This window comes from Chlorogloeopsis fritschii PCC 6912, from assembly GCF_000317285.1.
GTDB lineage: Bacteria > Cyanobacteriota > Cyanobacteriia > Cyanobacteriales > Nostocaceae > Chlorogloeopsis > Chlorogloeopsis fritschii.
Map to the genome: position 1 here is coordinate 1 of NZ_AJLN01000065.1, position 19,943 is coordinate 19,943.

The 19,943-nt window shown below is 41.1% G+C and carries 15 protein-coding genes and 1 pseudogene; 1 reads left to right on the top strand and 15 read right to left on the bottom strand.

Features of this window, described 5'->3' with window-relative positions; translation table 11 throughout:
• Positions 1–143: 143 nt before the first annotated feature.
• The 5 genes from UYC_RS39445 to UYC_RS38900 form a co-directional block, all read right to left on the bottom strand.
• Positions 144–290, bottom strand: coding sequence for a hypothetical protein (locus tag UYC_RS39445; protein ID WP_157171235.1), 147 nt, complete (start codon positions 288–290; stop codon positions 144–146).
• Positions 291–532: 242 nt separating this feature from the next.
• On the bottom strand, positions 533–2,176 hold the full coding sequence (locus UYC_RS0111075) for an acetolactate synthase large subunit (protein WP_016878920.1): 1,644 nt from the start codon (positions 2,174–2,176) through the stop codon (positions 533–535).
• Between the two features lie 126 nt (positions 2,177–2,302).
• Positions 2,303–3,670 carry an NAD-dependent succinate-semialdehyde dehydrogenase gene (locus UYC_RS0111080; protein ID WP_016878919.1) on the bottom strand — a complete coding sequence of 456 codons (1,368 nt, stop codon included), beginning with the start codon at positions 3,668–3,670 and terminating at the stop codon, positions 2,303–2,305.
• A 235-nt stretch (positions 3,671–3,905) separates the two neighbouring features.
• Positions 3,906–5,513 carry an adenylate/guanylate cyclase domain-containing protein gene (locus tag UYC_RS0111085; protein WP_016878918.1) on the bottom strand — a complete coding sequence of 536 codons (1,608 nt, stop codon included), beginning with the start codon at positions 5,511–5,513 and terminating at the stop codon, positions 3,906–3,908.
• Between the two features lie 75 nt (positions 5,514–5,588).
• Entirely contained in the window at positions 5,589–5,732 is a 144-nt protein-coding gene (locus UYC_RS38900) for a hypothetical protein (RefSeq protein WP_016878917.1), read from the bottom strand.
• 888 nt (positions 5,733–6,620) lie between these two features.
• Here UYC_RS38900 and UYC_RS0111090 point away from each other — a divergent pair.
• Entirely contained in the window at positions 6,621–8,126 is a 1,506-nt protein-coding gene (locus UYC_RS0111090) for a VanZ family protein (RefSeq protein ID WP_016878916.1), read from the top strand.
• A 40-nt stretch (positions 8,127–8,166) separates the two neighbouring features.
• Here UYC_RS0111090 and ylqF read toward each other — a convergent pair whose 3' ends face one another.
• The 10 genes and pseudogenes from ylqF to UYC_RS0111140 form a co-directional block, all read right to left on the bottom strand.
• Positions 8,167–9,048 (bottom strand): ribosome biogenesis GTPase YlqF, encoded by an 882-nt coding sequence (gene ylqF, locus UYC_RS0111095; RefSeq protein ID WP_016878915.1) that lies wholly within the window; start codon positions 9,046–9,048, stop codon positions 8,167–8,169.
• 1 nt (position 9,049) lies between these two features.
• Positions 9,050–9,424: a VOC family protein gene (locus tag UYC_RS0111100; protein WP_026087752.1), complete on the bottom strand. Its 375-nt coding sequence runs from the start codon at positions 9,422–9,424 to the stop codon at positions 9,050–9,052.
• A gap of 126 nt (positions 9,425–9,550) precedes the next feature.
• Entirely contained in the window at positions 9,551–10,093 is a 543-nt protein-coding gene (locus UYC_RS0111105) for a VOC family protein (RefSeq protein ID WP_026087751.1), read from the bottom strand.
• A gap of 194 nt (positions 10,094–10,287) precedes the next feature.
• Positions 10,288–11,136: a formate dehydrogenase accessory sulfurtransferase FdhD gene (gene fdhD / locus UYC_RS0111110; protein ID WP_016878912.1), complete on the bottom strand. Its 849-nt coding sequence runs from the start codon at positions 11,134–11,136 to the stop codon at positions 10,288–10,290.
• A gap of 98 nt (positions 11,137–11,234) precedes the next feature.
• A pseudogene (locus tag UYC_RS0111115) lies at positions 11,235–12,842 on the bottom strand (DUF262 domain-containing protein); the annotation flags it as partial.
• A 188-nt stretch (positions 12,843–13,030) separates the two neighbouring features.
• Positions 13,031–13,330, bottom strand: coding sequence for a helix-turn-helix domain-containing transcriptional regulator (locus UYC_RS0111120; protein WP_016878910.1), 300 nt, complete (start codon positions 13,328–13,330; stop codon positions 13,031–13,033).
• Positions 13,323–15,560, bottom strand: coding sequence for an FdhF/YdeP family oxidoreductase (locus tag UYC_RS0111125; RefSeq protein ID WP_016878909.1), 2,238 nt, complete (start codon positions 15,558–15,560; stop codon positions 13,323–13,325). Before UYC_RS0111125 ends, UYC_RS0111120 begins: the two co-directional genes overlap by 8 nt.
• 84 nt (positions 15,561–15,644) lie before the next feature.
• Positions 15,645–16,616: a glycosyltransferase family 2 protein gene (locus UYC_RS0111130; RefSeq protein WP_016878908.1), complete on the bottom strand. Its 972-nt coding sequence runs from the start codon at positions 16,614–16,616 to the stop codon at positions 15,645–15,647.
• 385 nt (positions 16,617–17,001) lie between these two features.
• A complete protein-coding gene (locus UYC_RS0111135; protein ID WP_016878907.1) occupies positions 17,002–17,964 on the bottom strand; it encodes a fatty acid desaturase in 963 nt (320 codons plus the stop codon).
• 469 nt (positions 17,965–18,433) lie between these two features.
• Positions 18,434–19,930 (bottom strand): amidohydrolase family protein, encoded by a 1,497-nt coding sequence (locus tag UYC_RS0111140; protein WP_016878906.1) that lies wholly within the window; start codon positions 19,928–19,930, stop codon positions 18,434–18,436.
• Positions 19,931–19,943: the final 13 nt, after the last annotated feature.

Here is a 19,943-nt window from a genome sequence, read left to right on the forward strand (position 1 = left end):
GAGTATCACTTTACATTGCTTTACAAAAATTAATCAAGTAATTTAACTTTTGTAAAGCTAATAAGAGTTATAAGTTTTACTAATTGAAAAACAGGAATTGTAAAAAATGATACTGATTATTAAAAATTTTACATCTTGTACTTCTACCAAGAGCCATTAGACAGCAGCCCCACAACTCTAGTTACCAGCTTCAAACTGTTAACGAGAATTAACTCTGACTCATTATCGCCAGATGCGTGCAAATTGCCTATGAGCGTAACACCAGCGCCGCGATCCGCGATCTCAAACAAAGCTTAAGTTAGTTCAGCAAGCCGTCAGAAATAAAAACCTGCTGAAGATAAGATTCAACAGCAGGGAAAACAGCATTGTAACTTGTAATTTAAATTACCTAAATGGCAACGAACTGGTTAAGCTCATCCTCTGGCTTTTTAAACTTCGCTCCACTCCTGCATTTACAAAAAGCTGGGGGATTTAGAGTCGTTGGTACAAAGGACAAATGACTATTGACTAATGACTAAGAAGTATCTGTTGCCTACAATGCACAATTCAACTCACCAGCTTTTTGTGTAAAACGAATGTTTTCTCGATAGTCTACAGGGCAATCGATTACTGCTGGAACATCTTGAGCGAGGGCTTCTTTGAGGATGGGAACTAAATCGGTAGCAGCTTCTACACGGTAGCCTTTTAAACCCATACTTTCAGCAAACTTGACAAAATCCGGATTGCCAAAATGCACAAAAGATGAGTTGCCTTTACCAAATTGATTTTCTTGTTTCCACTCGATTAAGCCATATCCACCATCATTAAAAATTAAGGTGACAAAGGCAGTACCAACACGCAAAGCAGTTTCTAATTCTTGGCAATTCATCATAAAGCCACCATCGCCAGTTGCAGCTATAACTTTGCGATCGGGATAAACCAGTTTGGCTGCGATCGCACCGGGAATGGCAATACCCATTGCCGCAAAGCCATTAGAAATAATACAAGTATTGGGGCTATAACAATGATAATGACGGGCTATCCACATTTTGTGAGCGCCGACATCAGAAATCACGATATCTTCTGGCCCCATTATTTGCCGTAAGTCGTAGATTATTTTTTGCGGCTTAATGGGAAAACCATCATCATTTGCATATTGTTCGTAATCACCCCGAATATTTGACCGTAAACTAATGGCGTAAGGATTGGGTTTGCCTTGGCGATCTGCTACCTTTAAAATTTCGTAGAGAGAATCAGAAATATCTCCTACTACTTCCACATTAGGAATGTAACTACTATCAATTTCTGCCGGGGTAGCAGCAATGTGAACAATGGGAATTTTCCCATCGGGATTCCATCTTTTTGGAGAAAATTCAATTAGATCGTAGCCAATCGCAATTACTAAATCTGTATTATCAAAACCACAGGTAATAAAATCGCGCTGCTGCAATCCTACTGCCCACAAAGCCAAAGGATGAGTATAGGGAATCACGCCTTTGCCCATGAAAGTATTGGCAACCGGCATATTTAGTTGAGTGGCAAATTGAGTAACAGCATCACTGGCTTGAGCGCGAATCGCACCATTTCCTACTAAAATAATCGGGTTAACAGCTTGGGAAATGATCGCAGCAGCCGATCTAATACTGGCAAAAGAGGCATAAGTCTTTTCGACATTATGCTTGTGCAAAGGTTTGCCTTCTACGGGCATAGCAGCAATATTTTCTGGTAAGTCAATATGAACTGCACCTGGTTTTTCGCTTTGTGCCAGCTTAAATGCTTTGCGTACAACTTCGGGTGTAATACTCGGTCGTACAATTTGTTTATTCCATTTTGTTACCGGAGCAAACATTGCCACCAAATCCAGATATTGATGGGATTCGATATGCATTCGATCTGTGCCTACTTGCCCGGTAACTGCTACTAATGGTGCGCGATCGAGGTTAGCATCTGCTACCCCTGTCATCAAGTTTGTAGCTCCTGGCCCTAAAGTTGAAAGACAGACTCCTGCTTTTCCGGTGAGGCGTCCATAGACATCTGCCATGAAGGCTGCACCTTGTTCGTGGCGGGTGGTAATAAATTGAATGGAAGAGTGTTTTAGTGCTTCTAAAACGTGCAGGTTCTCTTCGCCAGGGAGTCCGAAAACATATTCTACCCCTTCATTTTCTAAACATTGTACTAATAATTCTGCTGTATTCATTTAATAAATTCCTCAGTAGACAACTAGGGACTAGGGACTAGGGGCTAGGGACTGGGAATAGAGAAATCTTAATACCCAATCCCCAATCACCAATCCCCAATCACCAATCCAATCCCCGATCCCCAATCACTTAACCCACACCGTTTTAATATTGACGAATTCATGGATACCGTGGATGCCCAATTCTCTGCCATATCCCGATCGCTTAATGCCGCCAAAGGAAATGCGTGGATCGGATTTAACCATACCGTTGATAAATACGGCGCCTGCTTCGATTTCATCTATTAAACGTTGTTGTTCTTGGGAGTTGGTAGTCCAAGCGCTTGCACCTAAGCCAAAGGGCGTAGCATTTGCTAGTTTAATAGCTTCATCAAGATTGGGTATACGGAATAACAACGCCACCGGGCCAAAAAATTCTTCTTTGGCGATCGCGCTGTCGGGAGAAAGCTCTGTGACTATTGTTGGTGGATAGAAATTACCAGGGCGATCTGCTAAAGCTTCTCCACCGATGAGAATTTTTGCTCCGGATTGAATACAAGTTTGTACTTGTTGATCTAAATCGTGGAGAATACTAGGTGTTGCCAGCGGGCCGATATCGGTGTCTGGTTGCATAGGATCGCCAATTTTCAGCGCTTGGTATTTTTCTAGCAGTAGTTTTTCAAATTGATCTGCGATCGCTTCGTGGACGATGAAGCGTTTCGCTGCAATACAAGATTGCCCGTTATTGAGCATTCGCGCTGTAGTGGCTGTGGCAACTGCTGCTTCTAAGTCAGCGCTTTCTAACACGATAAATGGATCGCTGCCCCCCAATTCTAGAACTGTTTTCTTGATTTGTTTTCCTGCTGCTGCTGCCAAACTTGCGCCTGCTGGTTCACTTCCGGTTAAAGTCGCGGCTTTAATGCGCTCATCAGTAATTAAATCGGCAATTTTATCAGCACCTATTAATAAAGTTTGAAATACGCCTTTGGGGAAACCAGCACCTTGGATAATTTCCTCTATTGCCAAGGCACATTGCGGCACATTGGAGGCGTGTTTGAGCAAACCAACATTTCCTGCCATTAATGCGGGTGCAGCAAAGCGGAATACTTGCCAGAAGGGAAAATTCCAAGGCATAATCGCGAGGATAGCACCTAGTGGCTGGTACTTAATAAAGCTTTTGCTAGCATCGGTTTCTACGTAGACATCACCAAGAAATTGGGCGGCGTGTTCGGCGTAGTAACGACAAACCCAGGCACACTTTTCGACTTCAGCGATCGCGCTTTTGTAAGTCTTGCCCATTTCCAGTGTCATGATCTTGGCAAAGTCTGCCTTTTGTTGCTCCAAAGTTTCAGCAGCTTTTTGCATCCAGCCCGATCTGTGTTGAAAACTGGTTGTGCGGTAATGCTCAAAAGCCTGTTGTGCCAAATCGAGTTTAGCTGCTATTTGTTGATCGTTGTGTGGCTCAAAAGTTTTGAGCAACTCCCCTGTAGCGGGATTAATGGTGGCGATACCCATTGCCTAACCTCCCGTTAGAAAGATAGCTTGCGGTAGCTTAATGGTAATAACACATTCTTGAGGTAAGCTACCACCCAATTCTAGACTTTCAGAACAGGCTTGTTTTTTGGTTGTTAATCTTTCGCAAAATAAATGCAATCAAAGATACAAATAAGTAAGTAAATATATTGATTAGTTATTAGTCATTTGTCATTGGTCATTAGTATAAGGACAAAGGACAAATGACTGTTGACTATTAATGTAACTTAGTCTGATAAACCTTAACTAATCTATTTATACCTTTAAAACGGTAATCTCCCATCTCTTGGAAGTATGAAGGTTGGGAAAGCATTTGATAAGTAGCTTCACTAACAACGCACTCTCCGGGAGGACAAACTGCTTCCATGCGAGCTGCCAAATTGATTGTTGCACCCAAGGCAGTATAATCTACCCTTTGCGAACAACCGACATCTCCAACCACTGCCTTGCCGCTGTTAATCGCAATTCTCAATTGTAGTGGTTCCTGCCAAAAATTACTGGCGTTGAGATATTCAAGACGAGTAAGCATACGCATGGCGACTGCAACAGCGCGATCGGCGTGATCTGGTTGTGGTTCGGGAGCGCCAAAGAATGTCATGATGCAGTCGCCAATATATTTATCTAGAGTGCCACCGTAGGCGAATACCTCTTGCAGCATCTCCTCAAATAAATTATTCAGTAGTTCGGCAATTTGAGTGGCACTGAAGCGTTCAGAAATAGCCGTAAAACCAACAATATCCGCAAATAAAATACTAATTTCACTTTCGCGTGGAGGTAAGCGCCCATCAGGCAATGCTCCGACAGCTATTAACTGCTGCACTACGGCTGGAGAATGGTAGCGTTCTAATCTATGGCGAATTACTTCTTCGCTTTTGAGCTTTTCTGCTAGCAGCCAACGTTGAACGCTAGAAGCCACAATATTTGCCAACGCTGAAAAAAAGCTGAGTTCTTCTTCGCCTTCTTTTGCCCAATGATAAGAAGAAAGATGGGCATCGGCATAAAGTACGCCAACTACTTTATTTTCATCCCACAAAGGCACTGCCATGGCACTGCGGATGCCTTTTACCAAAATACTTTGTTCTCCAGCAAAGCGTTCATCGTACAGGGCATCAGCAATTTGAATGGCAACTTTTTCCTCAAATACCTTTTGACAGATACTGCGGCTAATCCAACTGCCGTCATTTGGTAAAGATTCATGCTGAGTAGTATTTCTAGTGGCGGAATTTAGCAATTCCAGTTTGTCACCACCACTGACATCAATTAATAATGCTAGGCGATCGATACTGGTTAAGTAACGAAAGACTACTTCTTGCACTTGGGAGAAAATTTCTTCTATGGATGCAGCTGCACACAGATTCTTGGCTATATCTACTAAATCTTTGAGGCGGGCAATACTTTTGTCTTTGTTGCTGATATCGCCATTATGGCTGTCAGCTTGTATCCATTGCTCTTGCAGTTGTTTAACGTTGTGAAAAATAGTTCTGTGTTCGCCAGTATCAACCTGCTTGGGCATCACTGTTTCCACAAGTTCTCCCAACAACACCAAAACGTTCACATCTCCCAACCAAATCATATCTCCGTTACGAACCTTTTGCGGAGAAGTGACGACGCGATCGTTTAATTGCGTGCCGTTTTTACTACCCATATCCTCAATAGTCCATTCCCCAGCAGCAGTTTTTACCAAACGAGCGTGCCAACGAGAAACTCCTCCAAAGGGTAAGTATAAATCACATTCTGGTAACCGACCTATGGTAAATACATCTTGGCTAACTGTTACCGTTCTTTCAGTCTTTCCCTCTTGTATGCGTAGTTTGAGTTCAGTCATGGCTGCGATCGATCCGTCGTGAAAGCTGGAGAAGCAAACGTCTCTGACACATAAGGATATGCCAAGATTTGACACTTATTCTTTATGGCATTCGGTAGGGCATTCCGACAACTCTAAATTAAAAATATCAGCCTTGATTTTACTGACGCGATCGCTCAATTTACCGCCAACAAGCAGCGCAAATTTCGGATGACTGTCCTCTTTTGCAGCAAATAACATTTTTTTAACAGCATATTAACTATCTAAATCACAACGAACGCTATTTTAACAGCTTACGCAATAGCAGGTATAAAATTTTTCAAAAATCTTTCGATCTCGGTGCGAGTGTCTAATTTCGGATATCTTTTCTAAAAAGCTATGTACGGCTTTAGTCTCGAATCGTCAAACAGCTATTATCACAGAAGGTTTCATTACTCCATCTGCATCGTGTTGTCTGAATGTATTGGAAATACTACATTCCCCATTGTTGGGAGAAAGAGCGGCAGGCTTGGGAAGATGTATATCTCTTACCTGCAAATCATATAGGCTAAGTTGGCGAAGCGTTGTGGTTGACAGTTGATGCTTGAGGAAATGCTGATAATCCTGAGCATGGCTCTGAGCGAGCAGAGTTTCAGTCTGATATGCTTGAGAAACTTAGCAATAACGACTACTACGTTGATGTTTCATATGTGGTCGTCAAAACCGAAGATTTTTCAAAAACAGAACTTTTAGATTAGGTGCGGATTTGGTTACATGAACAGGGCTTTACCGTCTCAAGTTTAATAGAAGCTTCAGAGGAAGAGTTTGGTAGCAAAGCGACGCCTATAAATCTGATGGCTGAATTAAGAGGATTACATCACGATAGCAAAGATTAATACTACATACCCATGCAATAATTAACAATTCAGTATATTAAACTACTTTATTAACACTGTAATAAAAATCTTTATTTACTTTCTTTACAATAAATTTACAAATTATTTACATTTTCTAAACCCCAATCATTACTTAATGAAAAATACTTAAAAAATGTGTGTTTTTACTTATTTAGTCACTAGTAATGTTTAATACAATAGCTTGAGTTGAGACAAATAATAGAAATATGAATATATAAAGCAAGCAGATATGATGAAAAGAAACCAGAATTCTCAAATAAAAAATTCTTCAGTATTTTTAAGGGATTGGACACTTTTTGCTATCAGTATACTAGTGATATTGGTAGCTACACTTTATCCATTTGATTTTACATTTCCAGAAAATTTTTCTATCAAATACTTAACTTATAGCTTTCATAACCATAGTTCTTTAAAAGACAAAGTAGAAAATGTTTTATTATTTATGCCTTTAGGATTTTTCTGCACCAGCTTATTGCAGAAAAAAAGAACGAAGTTACTAGTTGAAATCTTAATAGTTATATTTTTGAGTGCGCTATTATCAACGGCAGTTGAGATTCTGCAAGCTTTTTTACCAATCAGAACATCTACTCCTGATGACGTTATTAATAATACTATCGGTGGTTTTGCTGGTTGGTTATTTTTTAATTGGTTTATTTCTAGAAGATTTGCAAACAGATTAGTAAGAATAGAGAACAGCGCAAGTAATCAAGTTTTCAAAAAAGTACCAGTATTTTTGATTGGTTATATATTATTAAATCTTCTCACTATCTCTTTTTGGCAAAGCACAACATATTTAAGTAATTGGAATCCAACCTATCCATTATTAATTGGTAATGAGCTAACAGGAAATAGAGCTTGGAAAGGTTATGTATCTGAAGTTATTATTGCTGATAGAGCTATTGACACTGCTGAGGTTAATCGGGCATTAACTAATAGAAATTATTTTAATGATATTAAAGATTCTCTTGTAGCTGATTACCAATTAGATAATACATCTGACTATAAAGACCAAAGTGGAAATACACCAAAGTTGGTGTGGCGCGGTCAACCTTCAGAAACTAAGGAAGGGAAGGGAGTTTTTATAAGTTCTAATAATTGGTTGAAATCAGCAACTCCTGTTTACCAATTGAATAAAAGAATATCTAAAACTTCTGAATTTACGATAAGTACTACTATAGCCACCACTGATCTAAATCAAACTGGGCCTGCTCGTATTATCTCAATTTCCGATGATCCTGTGCGCCGAAACTTTACCTTAGGACAGGAAGGAACAACTTTAAATATAAGAGTGAGAACACCAGCTAGTGGCACAAATGGAAGTGATATACAAATGAATATTCCTGATGTTTTTGTAGACAATAAGCTACATCATATCCTCATCACTTATTCACAAGCTAATCTCCAAGTATATATAGATAACTTAGAAAATTCTTATTCACTTAATTTTCTACAATTTATGCCCATACAATACAAATTATTTTATTACTTCCTAACTTTTATACCTTTAGGAATTTATTTGACGCTCCTCACTCTTTTAGTCAAGAAAAGGCAAATTATTCATCGCTGGTTGATTGTGTTTGGTATCTTATTACCTTCTCTAATGCTGGAAGCTAGTTTGGTAAGTGATAACGGTAAGGACGTTAGCTTGAGAAATATCCTATTAGGTATATTATTTATGGCGGTTACTGTGTTGATTTTGAGAATAAGAGCCGCAGTATTAGTGAAAAAGTTAGCCTGAGATTGTGTGATCAATTCAGGCTTTAGCAAAATCTATTAGTTTACTGTGGTGGTAACTCCAAAGGTATTGTGCCTAACAATCCTTTACGAAAATCTGTCAATAGTTGGCTTGCTGTTCGTTCTAAATCACCTTGGTTGCGAAGTTCTGCTAAAGCGTGTAAGTATGACTCACCTGTATAGGATGTAGAGTCAAGTTCGTAGCGCGATCGCAACGGGCAATCTGGTAAAACATCACCTGCTGTAGCGTACAAATGATTCAGTATATCTACAAATGCTGCTGCTACCAGTTGTTTGTCGTAAGCTGCTTCGCCAATATCGTCACATATAGCTAATTTCAATGCTGCTTCTTGCTCTTCCAATTTGGCAGGAATCACACCAGGAGCATCAAGCAATTCCAAATCCTGGGAAATTCGCACCCAACGCAATTGACGAGTCACCCCAGGGCGAGCGGCACTTTCCACCACTCGCCGCCCTACCAAACGGTTAATTAAAGCTGACTTGCCGACATTGGGAAAACCAATTACCACAGCGCGAATAGGGCGGGGTAACATTCCGCGACTTTTCCGCCGTTGATTAACTGCCACTCCAGCAGCTTGTGCCGCTTTTGACACAGCTGCTACTCCTTGCCCTTGTTGAGCATTAGTAAAATAAGGCTCTTCACCTTGGTTTTTAAACCAATTAGTCCACAGCTGCCGTACTTGCGGAGAAACCATATCTAGGCGATTTAACACCAACACCCGTGCTTTACTCCCCACCCACTCAGGTACTTGGGGATGACGTGTAGATAGGGGAATGCGGGCATCTCTGACTTCTAATACCACATCTACTGATTTGAGCTGTTCTTTGAGGTTCTTTTCAGCTTTAGCAATATGGCCAGGATACCACTGTATGATATTTAGTTTATAGTTTTGATTTATACCCATTTCAATTCTTAGATTGATGTAGAATCAAACGATTACCATCGGGATCGTAAGCATAAATTTCCTTGCCATGGGAAGCGACGATAATTTCTCCTGGTGGGGGATATCCTAATAAACTTAGGTGAGCGATCGCATTTTCCAAGTCACTCACCTCTAAACATAAACTCATCTTACTTCTAACTGAGTTCTCAAATTCAGAAGAGTTGGTTTGTTTCGGTTTAAAAATTCCTAGTTTTAAACCAGGAAGTTGAAATTCAGCATAGACATTTGGAATCAGGGTTGCTGGCTCAAAACCCAGCAATTTTGTATAGAACACAACTAAATTTTCAATATTAACCGATGCCAGGGTGACGATCGCGTCGGTACATTGGAAAAGCATATATAGGGGATAGGGGATAGGGGAAAGAAAAGAAGCAAAGGGGAAGGGGCAAGCAAGGTGCAGGGGGAAAAACTATCTCCCTTGCTCCCCTGTCTCTTCTGTTCCCTGTAACCTGTAACCTGTTACCTACTTAAAGGCTGTTGAGATTGGTTTGTGTTGTAGATCCCGCTCTGGATCGCCCAACTCCCGCAAATTTGCGGCAAACTCTAGCAAAATACCATCAGGATCGAAGAAATAAATAGAGGAAATGAATGTGCTTTCGTCTGGTTCGGGAACAAAGCCAGAGGGAACATCGGCATGGTGTAAAACAGGTGTGACTTGCACGCCTTTAGCCACAAGTTTTTCTTGATATTCTTGAAGTTTTTCCGATGGAATATTGAATGCTAAATGGTTCATAGAGGCATGGGCTGTAGCTGCATTACCAGTCTGAAAAATATCACGAGCAGGCGATGCAATACCTGGTGCTGCTTCTGGTGCTTGTGGAAACCAGAAAAAAGCTAAAGCATCACCGTTACCAATATCAAAAAAGAAGTGCTGTCCACCATCTGGTAAGGCGATGGTTTTGATTAAATTCAGCCCAAGAATGTTGGTGTAAAAGTCTACAGTGCGTGCCATATCTTTACATACCAACGCAATATGGTTTATTCCCCTGATTTGAAAGTCTTTCATATCAAAAACTTGTTTACTCAATACAAGGCAGATGGCAGATGGCAGAAGGGAAAATGCTTATTTCATATTTTGTACCAGCTTTTCATCCCGCCAAGAAATAAATTTCTTGGCTAATAGCTAAATTAACGCCCTCAGGCTAGAAGCCTGGGGCTAAACAAACAAAGCCTGCCTCCGCAGGCTAATAATATGCATCTTCATATTGAAATGGTATTAGTGATTCTCTCTAATCCAGAGTACACGTTAAATCTTTCTCCCCGCAAAAATCCTATTAAGGTAATTCCGAATTCTTCAGCTACAGACACCGCTAAACTACTGGGAGCAGAAACAGCGCACACAATTGGCACTCCAGCAACGGCACACTTTTGGACAATTTCAAAACTAGAGCGTCCGCTAACCATGACAATGCGATCGCCTAACGGCAATTCCTCGGACAATAGAGCCGTACCTATTAGTTTATCAAGGGCGTTGTGACGTCCGACATCCTCCCGCAGCATCAACAATTCTCCTTGGGAGTCAAACAGAGCCGCAGCGTGCAAACCTCCTGTAGCATTAAATACACCTTGAGCCGCCCGCAGCTTATCGGGTAGGCTGTAGATAATTTCTGGCGTCACCTTTGGTTCTGGGGGAATGAGCGCACAACCCCGCATACGTAATGCCTCTAAGCTTGCCTTACCACAAATCCCACAGGCACTAGTAGTGTAAAAATGACGTTCTAAAGGCTGTAAGTCTAGTTCTAAATCTGCTTGGAGTTCTACATTGACAATGTTATATAGTTGCTCACCATCTATTTCCGGATCTACGCAGTAGCTTAAGCGTTGAATATCTTGCCGAGAGCTAATTACACCTTCTGTATAAAGGAAACCAGCAGCAAGTTCAAAATCTGCTCCTGGAGTTCGCATCGTCACAGCTAAGGTACGACGTGGAGATACAAGGCGAATTTCTAGGGGTTCCTCTGTAGTGAGATAGTCTCGGCGCGATCGCATTTTGCCATTTTCAAATATCCAAGCTCTAGTTTGAGTTTTACTGCCTACAGGTTTGTTCATGGTTAAAGGAAATCTGATTTCCAAATGTGAACTGCACGTTGTGCCAGATATCTCTGACGTGTGGCGATCGCATCGGGCGTCCACTCTTCAGCTGTAATTCTTCTTGTTAGAGCATAAAAACTCTGCTGATATATTTCTTTTTTAGTCTGATAGTTCTTTTACCCAATGTCGCGATTGAAAGAGGGTTCTAAAAGTGTTAAATTGCCGAGGCGATAAACCATTTCCTCTATTTGAGCATCAGTAAAGATTTGCCGCCAGTCATTTGTTGGTGCTTCAGGCAAGATATGCTCTATTGAAAAACTATCTTCATCAATTTGTATGCCACCAGATGCATCTGCTTCTAATTTACAAAGGATGTACCTAACCAGTTTACGCTTTTGACCTTTTGTAGCGATTGAGAATAGTGAAAAGTCCTGTTGAAATTTGTCGTCTTTGACATAGACTGGTCTAAGCTTATTAAAAACCTGTCTTGGATTAGTTATGTTTCTATTTACAATCTCGGTTGCAACTTCATTATAAAATGATTCTAGTTCATTAGGATTTAAGCTGCTAACAATAATATAGCGGAAAGAAATCGTGATTAAAAGTTTGAGCAAGCGAGTAAAATCTTCAGTAGAAAACTTTTGATAAGCAGCAAATAGAGTTGGATAAACCTGCTTGACTCTAAATAGATTCAACTCTCTAATGTATGGTTGATTCTGTGGGGTATCACGCCAGAATTCATCATTTGGATTACCAAGCGCCACAAATAGGCCACTAAAATTTTCAAGTTGGTTAAGTAAGTCAAAAGCTTGTATAGTATCTTTAACATATTCTCGAACTATTTTAAATAAGCGCTCTCGTCGTACTCTTGGATGGTTGAGATTAAGATAATAGCGAAGAAATTCCGGGAACTTCTCCATTTGAACTGTATTTATGATGCGTCTCCATTGACGTTGTGCTTCCTGTAAATCGTCTGGCCCTTGAAAAAGCGAAAATAGATAATTCTTCAATAGATCGGTGGAAGTTAGCTCTAATCCTCTGGCATTTAATGTCTCGAAGACAGTATAAGCATTGAGTTCGTCTTCAACAGTAATTTGGATGAAAAGTAACCTTTGAGCAACAGTATCTGTAAGGAATGTAGCAAGCTTTTCGCCATCTTGAATAACTTCAGGTAATTCTTCTAATTGTCTGGAGAAGTATTCAAAAGCTTGCCAAAGTAGTTGATTGGATTTCGATAGAGAACGAATATTTAATGGTTTTCTAAGATTGACTAAATTACTTTGATAAAAATCATTGTTATTTTCATTCAGAATAAGTTTACTAGAATAACGAAGAGAACGTGGATCTCTATCCCCTAAATAAGTACGCTTTAGTATTTCTTGTCGCTCTTTGTTTGCTTCGGGTTCAACATTCTGCTCTACAAGTTGGTGGATTTTTTCAATCACAGCAACAGCAATAATACTGAGAGTAGCCAATCGCTGCTGACCGTCAATGATTGTAAACTCTTTATCAGTAGTACTAAAGCTTTGCAGAACAATTGCTCCCATATAGTGGCTAACACTAATGTGATTATGCAACATTAAAATATCTTGCCAGAGATCCTCCCAATTCTCCTCCGTCCAGGAATAATCGCGTTGGAAAGGTGGTACCCTATAGATTTTTCCATTACCGATCAAGTCACCGAAGCTAGTTGTACGAGTGTCCAGTAGGTTAATGCGAGCCATAGAAGATTAAGCTATTATTTCTTCGATTTTCAGGACAAGTCTATTTCCTCTGAAACTTTTTCTAACCGCACCACAGCATTGTAATCTGGCACGCCTTCGATCGCTTGCTTTTATCTAGCAGTAAATTCCCTCTAAGCCAGTGAATATGCCCTATTTACCAGCAACGTCGAACATTATTGCTGCTGAGATTACTTTGTTGACTTAACTGTTACTGCTAACTGTAACCCCAATGCATCCAGCAAGGCACTCAGACAATAAAATTCTATTTCTTCTTTCTCTAATAACATCTGTTCAAGTTTGTCATGAAATTGTTTGACTGATGCAGAAAGTTTATCAACTCCACCCTGTGCCTCAATCACATTTTTCAGCGCCTTACCTAGCATTTTCGGATCACCTTCTTCTAAGACAATTTCAATGTAAGCTGCTGCTTCCAATGGATCTTTAAGGTCTTCAATCAGTTTTGTGTGATAGCTTGTACTTCTAGGCATCGTCTGAAACTTTTTCCAACCGCACCACAGCATTGTAATCTGGCACACCTTCACGCGATCGCTTGCTTTTATCTAGCAACACATTACCTTCAGGCCAGTGAATCTGCAAGTTACCAGGCTGGATCGGTGCAATATAAACTTGTCCGCGATACTCTCCCAACTCATTTTTGAGAATGACTGCATCGCCATTTTTTAATCCCAGCTTGGCGGCATCAGAAGCATTCATTAAAACTGCTTCACGCATTGCTCCGGTAATAGCATCCTTGCGTTCTTGCACCATGCTGTTAAACTGCTTACCCCGGCGTGTTGCCACTAAAAAACAGCTTGCTGGTAGTTCAATTTGCGGTGGAGACAATACGGCAAAGTGGGCTTTTGCATCCGGTGTGGGGAATTTCCAACCAAAGCAGAGATGGGAACCCCCATACTGAAATTGATCGCCTGCTGACTGCAAGTGTTGAATGCCTGCGTATTGAGGAACTATTTGGGCAATTTCTTGACGGATAGCTGCTGTATTCTCAAAATATAGAGACGCGGCATACCGTGTCTCTACAACGCGCCTTGCTATTTCCATAAACACTTGCCATTCCGGGCGTGCTTCCCCGATTCTGGCACCGGGAATTTCTGGGCTATAAATTACTCGGCGTTCGGTACTCGTCTCTGTAACTCCGCCGGGAATTTCGTAGCGAGTTGTGGCGGGTAACAGCACGACTGTATCACTTGGCTCTACTAACATTTGGCTGGAAAGGACAATATCTATATGTACTCGCAAAGGTACGCGCTCAAGGGCTGTTTCCACGTAGTCTGGTTCTGGCAGTACTTCCAAGAAATTGCCCCCGACTGAAAACAATACATCTAACTGCCTGTTGTACGCAGCATCAATCATTTCTGGAGCAATTAAACCTTTACTTGCAGGCACCTCAAATCCCCACTGTTGGCTCAACTCGGCAGCATTTTCCGGGGTGATGGGCTTGCCACCAGGAAACACTGTTGCGTAACATCCCATCTCCGCGCCACCCTGTACCCCAGAATGTCCGCGAATTGGCATTAAACCGCACCCTTCTCGCCCGACAAAACCTTTGGTGAGAGCTAAGTTGATAATGGCGCGAACATTATCTTCGCCGCATTCGTGTTGAGTAATGCCCATACTCCAGACAAACACGGCTTTTTGAGCTTGTCCAACTATTTTGGCAAAGGCGTACATTTCCTCGCGCTTACTTCCCGAAAGCTGCTCTAACTCTTCCCATGATTGAGTTTCTAGTCTGGCTTTTAGTTCTGCAAAACCAGTGGTGTGGCGATGAATAAATGACTCGTCTATCCAGCCGTTAGCAATCATGTGCTTGATTGTGCCATTTAAAAAGGCAATATCACCGCTCATACTGACAAGGAAAAAGTCTTCGGCAAACTTGGTGCCAAATAAAGCACTTTCAGGAATTGAAGGCACCCAATAGCGCTCCATCCCTGGCTCGCGGTAAGTGTTAATAACTACAATCTTTGTACCTGCTTTTTTGGCGTAGTGGAGATATTTGACAGTGACGGGTTGATTGTTGGCGACATTTGAGCCAATGAAGACTAATAAATCAGTACCAATCCAGTCTTGATAAGAACAGGTTGTAGCGCCAACACCAAGAGCTGCTTTGAGTCCAGCGGTACTGGGAGAATGGCAAATACGGGCGGCATTATCAATATTGTTAGTACCCATCGCCCGCACAGCTTTTTGGGTAGCGTAGTAAGTTTCGTTGACAGTGCCGCGACTGGTAATGTAAAAACTAAGACGTTCTGGTGTAGTAGCACGGATGCGAGAGGCTATGATATTTAAAGCTTCATCCCAACTTACTTGCCGAAAACCTTTTTCTCCACGGCGGCGGATCATCGGGTAAGGAAGACGTCCTAAATCTCGTAACTGAGAGCTTTTTTGCTTGTGCAGGTGCTCAACATCTTCTAGCAGTTGGGGATTAAAAGCTGGCATCGTATTCATCCGCAACAGTCGCAATCGCACATTGCACAAATGAATTCCATCTAAAGTCCAATCTTGCATCCCGGTTGTACCTAAAGCGCAACCGTCGCACACTCCTTGATTGAGGATATTCCAGGCATAGGGTAGGCGATCGCGTGAAAGCCAAATAGCGCGAAATACTTCCCAGTAGTTATTGGGATACTGTTCCCCAATCCCAAAAGGCTTCCAGCTTGCCCAGTTTGACGGTGTCCAACGCTTTTTCGGTTTCCGCAACATAACCCTGGATGCAGTGCTAAGTGAATATATATTTAATCTGCCACAAGAAGATAGAAAGCAGGGCATTGCGGTGAGGCAGAAGGACTAAATATTTAATTTTTGAACCTCAGTAGCACGAATTTTAGTAATACTTTGAAGTAAATATTCAGAAATACTAGGGGTAAGTATTGTTTTGAATAACAATTTAATAATTAGCTTTAGAGTTTCTATTTGGAGTAGAATTTTAGGAGCTAGCTGAATTGCTTGACACAATTTTTGTCTAGCTTTTTGGACTCCTTCTTTTCCTGAAATTCTTGTTAAGCAAAGCTTGCTTGAGTAACGATAAACATAAGCAAAGCTTGCTTGCTTAAGTACTTGTAATTCTTTTGGAGCTATCTGGAAAGCTCGTTCCAACACTTTGAATTGACAATCTTCCATAAATTCAATTTGAGATGACATTGAACTAGAAGATTGACGATAAAAAACTTGTGGTTTGGGAACTACAACAAATGACCACTGTGCGGCTAAACGCAGCCAATAATCCCAATCTGCTGCTCCTGATACTGAAGGCTCAAACTCTCCTACAGACTCTATTGCTTGCCTACGAATCAGAGGATTTGAACCGCTAGCGATAAAATTCCATGTTAGTAAATTAGCAAAAACATTTCCTTGAAACAAGATAGGCTGGCCTGTATTGCAATACTCATTTTTCTCATCCATGAAATAACTCCAGCTATAAGCAACTCCTGCTTCTGGATGTTTCTGCAAAGCTTCTAACTGAAGTTCTAGCTTATCAGTTGTCCATAAATCATCGGCATCAAGAAAGGTAATAAAATCACCTTTTGCATGATAGATGCCACGGTTTCGGGCGACTGATAAACCTCCATTTTTATAGGAAAATACTTTGAGGCGGCTGTCTTTGATCTCATTTAGTAGCTTCAGGGTTCTATCTCTTGAACCATCATTGATAACAATTAACTCAAAATCAGAAAAAGTTTGTTTCTGAACAGAGGCGATTGTATCAAGGATTGTGCTCTCGGCGTTATAAGCAGGAATAATTACAGATATGGTTGGCATATATTTACACAAGTTTCAAGAGAGGGTTGGAAGAGTTAGCTATAGATAGGAATAACAGATGGGTACAAATTTGGCCACCATAAATAAGTAGAATTAGTCTGGAATAATTTAACACAGCGAGCAGTTATACAATCATCTGCCTGATGGAATAAGTAATATATGACAAATTAGCTAATGAATGGTTTCATATTGTGCTTTTTAAGATGAATAGCATTAGAAGCTCCGCAGAGCGCATCCTACACCCCGCAGAGCTTTTCTTGCCTGTGCTAACAGTTCTGTGGGCGTAATAAGGGCGAACACGCACAAGTTCGCCGTAGGATTGGTACATCAATCACGCCGTACAGGGGTATAAAGCTTTTCAAGCTCAGGATTAATTGGGATTTTCTCAAAATGCTGATTGTCCCGATTTAGTTACAATATCCCAATTGACTTTTAGATAGCTCCAACAGACATAGACAAAATGCTCTCTTAACTGTTGATGGGCTTTTGGCAGTGCGTGGAAAGGAATTGATGGGTATAAATGGTGTTCTGCATGAAATGGCATATTCCACATTAAAAATCGTACAGGCCAAAGTGTGAGTGTGGTACGCGTATTTGTAAGTAGATTAGCGTCAAGAGTGCAACCTGTATGTTCAGCCAGCAGAATAAATCGGAGAATTGGTTGTCCTACAACCAGTGGTAGCAGCCAATAGAGCAAAAACCAAGGTTGATTAACTGTAATTGAAATAGCGATCGCTGCTGCATAAACGGCTAATTGCCAGCGAGTCGAGTGAATAACTTCTTTTTGTGCTTTGTCTGGTATAAACGGACAATCGTTGAGTTGTCCTAGTGCAGCGCGAAAATGCCCGCGTATCTTTCCCAGCCACCAAGGTAAACCGCTAATTATTAATAAGTATTTACCCAGGTTGCTCGGCTTCATATCGGTTAGTTCCGGATCTTTGTCAGGAACACGGGTGTAAAGGTGGTGCCACTTGTGGTAATGACGGTAAAAGGTGCTGTTATAAAACGAGAGAACACCTGCACACCAAGCAACAGCATCATTCAAATGATTGTTAGCAAAAGGAGTTCTGTGAACACCTTCGTGCATAGGTGCAAACATAGAAGCCAAACTAAAACCGTAGACTATCAGTGCTGGTATTGCTAACGCCCAGTTGCCAAAGTTAGTCGCCCACAGGTAACCACTACATCCCGCGATCGCTAAATGCCCAGCCAGATGAACTAGCCCTTTACTGTTAGAGCGATCGCTTAAAATATTTAATTCTTTTGCACTCAGAATCTGACGGCCATTGTGCTGCTTATTAGCTTTGTTCTCTAATAATTCAGGTTGAGGAATTCCATCATTAAACATATATTAAACTCCACATCATTAATATAGATGGGTGTAATTAAATGTAAAATCCAACAAATTTTTTCAGATCGACTTGAACTTAATCTCTGATTGCGAGTACCTGTACAACCAGTCTTTTTAAAAGGTGAAATGACAACAACGGGAAGAGTGTTAGGATAAGTAGCCTGTACTTCCAAGTATTGTCTTTCAGATACTCCGTAGAATTTAAAACATCATTAAATTAACTGGATAGGTATAAAAATTATAGAGGGATGTTGTTGAAGATTTAGTTATTAATAACACAAATAGCTTAATTAAATATGCTGAAGTAATGACAACGCGATCGCTCTACTGATATCTTGCACCTTTCTCAATAACCGTAGGGTGGGCATTGCCCATAACGTCAAAATAAGGTTTTGAGCCAAATCTAAGCAATGCCCACCTTACAAAAATCGCAATTAAAAAACTGGTGCAAGATGTGAATCTAGTATTAATCCCATTGTCCATAGAAGCGCCGGAGATAATTTGCTACAATCTCAGCATTGTTAGCTGTTTGTAGCAATTTTTGCTTATCCTGCTTGGCTAATTCCTCGCGTAGTGCTGCAATCAGCATATTTTCAGCTAACGTTTTACTCTTACCATCCCACACCACCCACTTTCCGTTCACCATCACGTGTTTGACATGATGACGAGTAGCTTGTCGTAAAAGTATCTCAACTGTGGGTGTCATCTCCCCATACAACTCAGGTATAGCAGCATCCTGCACTGCTGACCAGTCAATTAAAACTAAATCTGCCAAATGATTAGGTACTAATTTACCAAGAGGTACGTTTTTACCCAGGGTTATTTTTGCTCCCCCCGTTGTTCCCATCTGCCAAATAGTTGGAGCAGTTACTGTCAAAGCATTAGCTCCCGGTTGATTGCTCAAAGTTAAAGCCAGTCGCATCTCCCGTAAATAATCTTGATCGTTATCTAAACTATGCCCATCTAAACCAATACCCAGTACTACTCCAGCATTTACCATTTTGGCGATCGGTGCCATGCCACTACGTAAACGCAAATTGCTGCTGGGATTGTGGGCAATACCTACTTTTCGTTCTGCCAACAAGGATAAATCATCTTCATCTACCCATACCATGTGAGCGCAGGTAAGCCATTCTCCCAAGGCTCCAATTTCATCTAAATGCTGTACAAAGCTCTTACCCCATTGACGATAAGCATATTGGCGTTGATAGCTCGTTTCTAGTAGATGCATTTGTAACCTTGTCTGGTATCTACGAGCAAAATCTACAGCCTCTAAAATTAATTCATCACTGCACCATTGCCCGCCAGCAGGACTAACTTGAATGTGACACATAAACTGTTCAGTATCATGATAAGTCTTAACTAAATCAGTACACAAACCAAAATAATCTTGCCGAGCTAATGGTACTGGTGCCATAAATTGCTTTGCTAATGGTTTTTTGTCAGCTGGTAAAGTAGCAAGAAATTGCTTGGCATCGCCGTAGACTAATGGATTTTGATCTACTATGGGTGGGTGGAAAGCGGCTCGAATACCTGCATCACGGTAACCTTTGAGGGTAGCAATGGCTTCGGCTTCCATATTTTGCCACGAACGGGGATTGTGACTATGTGCAACTGTCCCAACTCCAGAGCGCAGTAAGCGTAACCCGTCATATGCTGCTGCTAAGTAAGGATCGATGATTGGCAAAGATGATAGTTTCAAGAGCCAAATTTCTAATAAATCATCGGTGACACCCAAAGAAAGTGTATTCAAAGCGCGCCCGTGATCGTGGCTATTAACAAAAGTAGGTGCAAGCAAAAACTTTTCACTGCCAACTATTTGAGCATTGGGATAGCGGGCGTGTAACTCATGATATTTACCAGTAGCAATAATGCGATTATCTTCTACGCACACACCGAAGTGAGATTGTGGTGTAGCAGATTCGTCAACAAAAACTATACCAGCCCAGATTAATGTAACCACAGAGGCATCAAAA

Excerpts from the sequence above, each read along its gene's own strand:
- UYC_RS0111105 (WP_026087751.1), bottom strand. The coding sequence starts at position 10,093 with ATGAAAGACTTTCAAATCAGGGGAATAAACCATATTGCGTTGGTATGT.
- fdhD (WP_016878912.1), bottom strand. The coding sequence starts at position 11,136 with ATGAACAAACCTGTAGGCAGTAAAACTCAAACTAGAGCTTGGATATTT.
- UYC_RS0111085 (WP_016878918.1), bottom strand. The coding sequence starts at position 5,513 with ATGACTGAACTCAAACTACGCATACAAGAGGGAAAGACTGAAAGAACG.
- UYC_RS0111130 (WP_016878908.1), bottom strand. The coding sequence starts at position 16,616 with ATGCCAACCATATCTGTAATTATTCCTGCTTATAACGCCGAGAGCACA.
- UYC_RS38900 (WP_016878917.1), bottom strand. The coding sequence starts at position 5,732 with ATGTTATTTGCTGCAAAAGAGGACAGTCATCCGAAATTTGCGCTGCTT.
- UYC_RS0111100 (WP_026087752.1), bottom strand. The coding sequence starts at position 9,424 with ATGCTTTTCCAATGTACCGACGCGATCGTCACCCTGGCATCGGTTAAT.
- UYC_RS0111120 (WP_016878910.1), bottom strand. The coding sequence starts at position 13,330 with ATGCCTAGAAGTACAAGCTATCACACAAAACTGATTGAAGACCTTAAA.
- UYC_RS0111090 (WP_016878916.1), top strand. The coding sequence starts at position 6,621 with ATGAAAAGAAACCAGAATTCTCAAATAAAAAATTCTTCAGTATTTTTA.
- UYC_RS0111125 (WP_016878909.1), bottom strand. The coding sequence starts at position 15,560 with ATGTTGCGGAAACCGAAAAAGCGTTGGACACCGTCAAACTGGGCAAGC.
- UYC_RS0111135 (WP_016878907.1), bottom strand. The coding sequence starts at position 17,964 with ATGTTTAATGATGGAATTCCTCAACCTGAATTATTAGAGAACAAAGCT.
- ylqF (WP_016878915.1), bottom strand. The coding sequence starts at position 9,048 with ATGGGTATAAATCAAAACTATAAACTAAATATCATACAGTGGTATCCT.
- UYC_RS0111080 (WP_016878919.1), bottom strand. The coding sequence starts at position 3,670 with ATGGGTATCGCCACCATTAATCCCGCTACAGGGGAGTTGCTCAAAACT.
- UYC_RS0111075 (WP_016878920.1), bottom strand. The coding sequence starts at position 2,176 with ATGAATACAGCAGAATTATTAGTACAATGTTTAGAAAATGAAGGGGTA.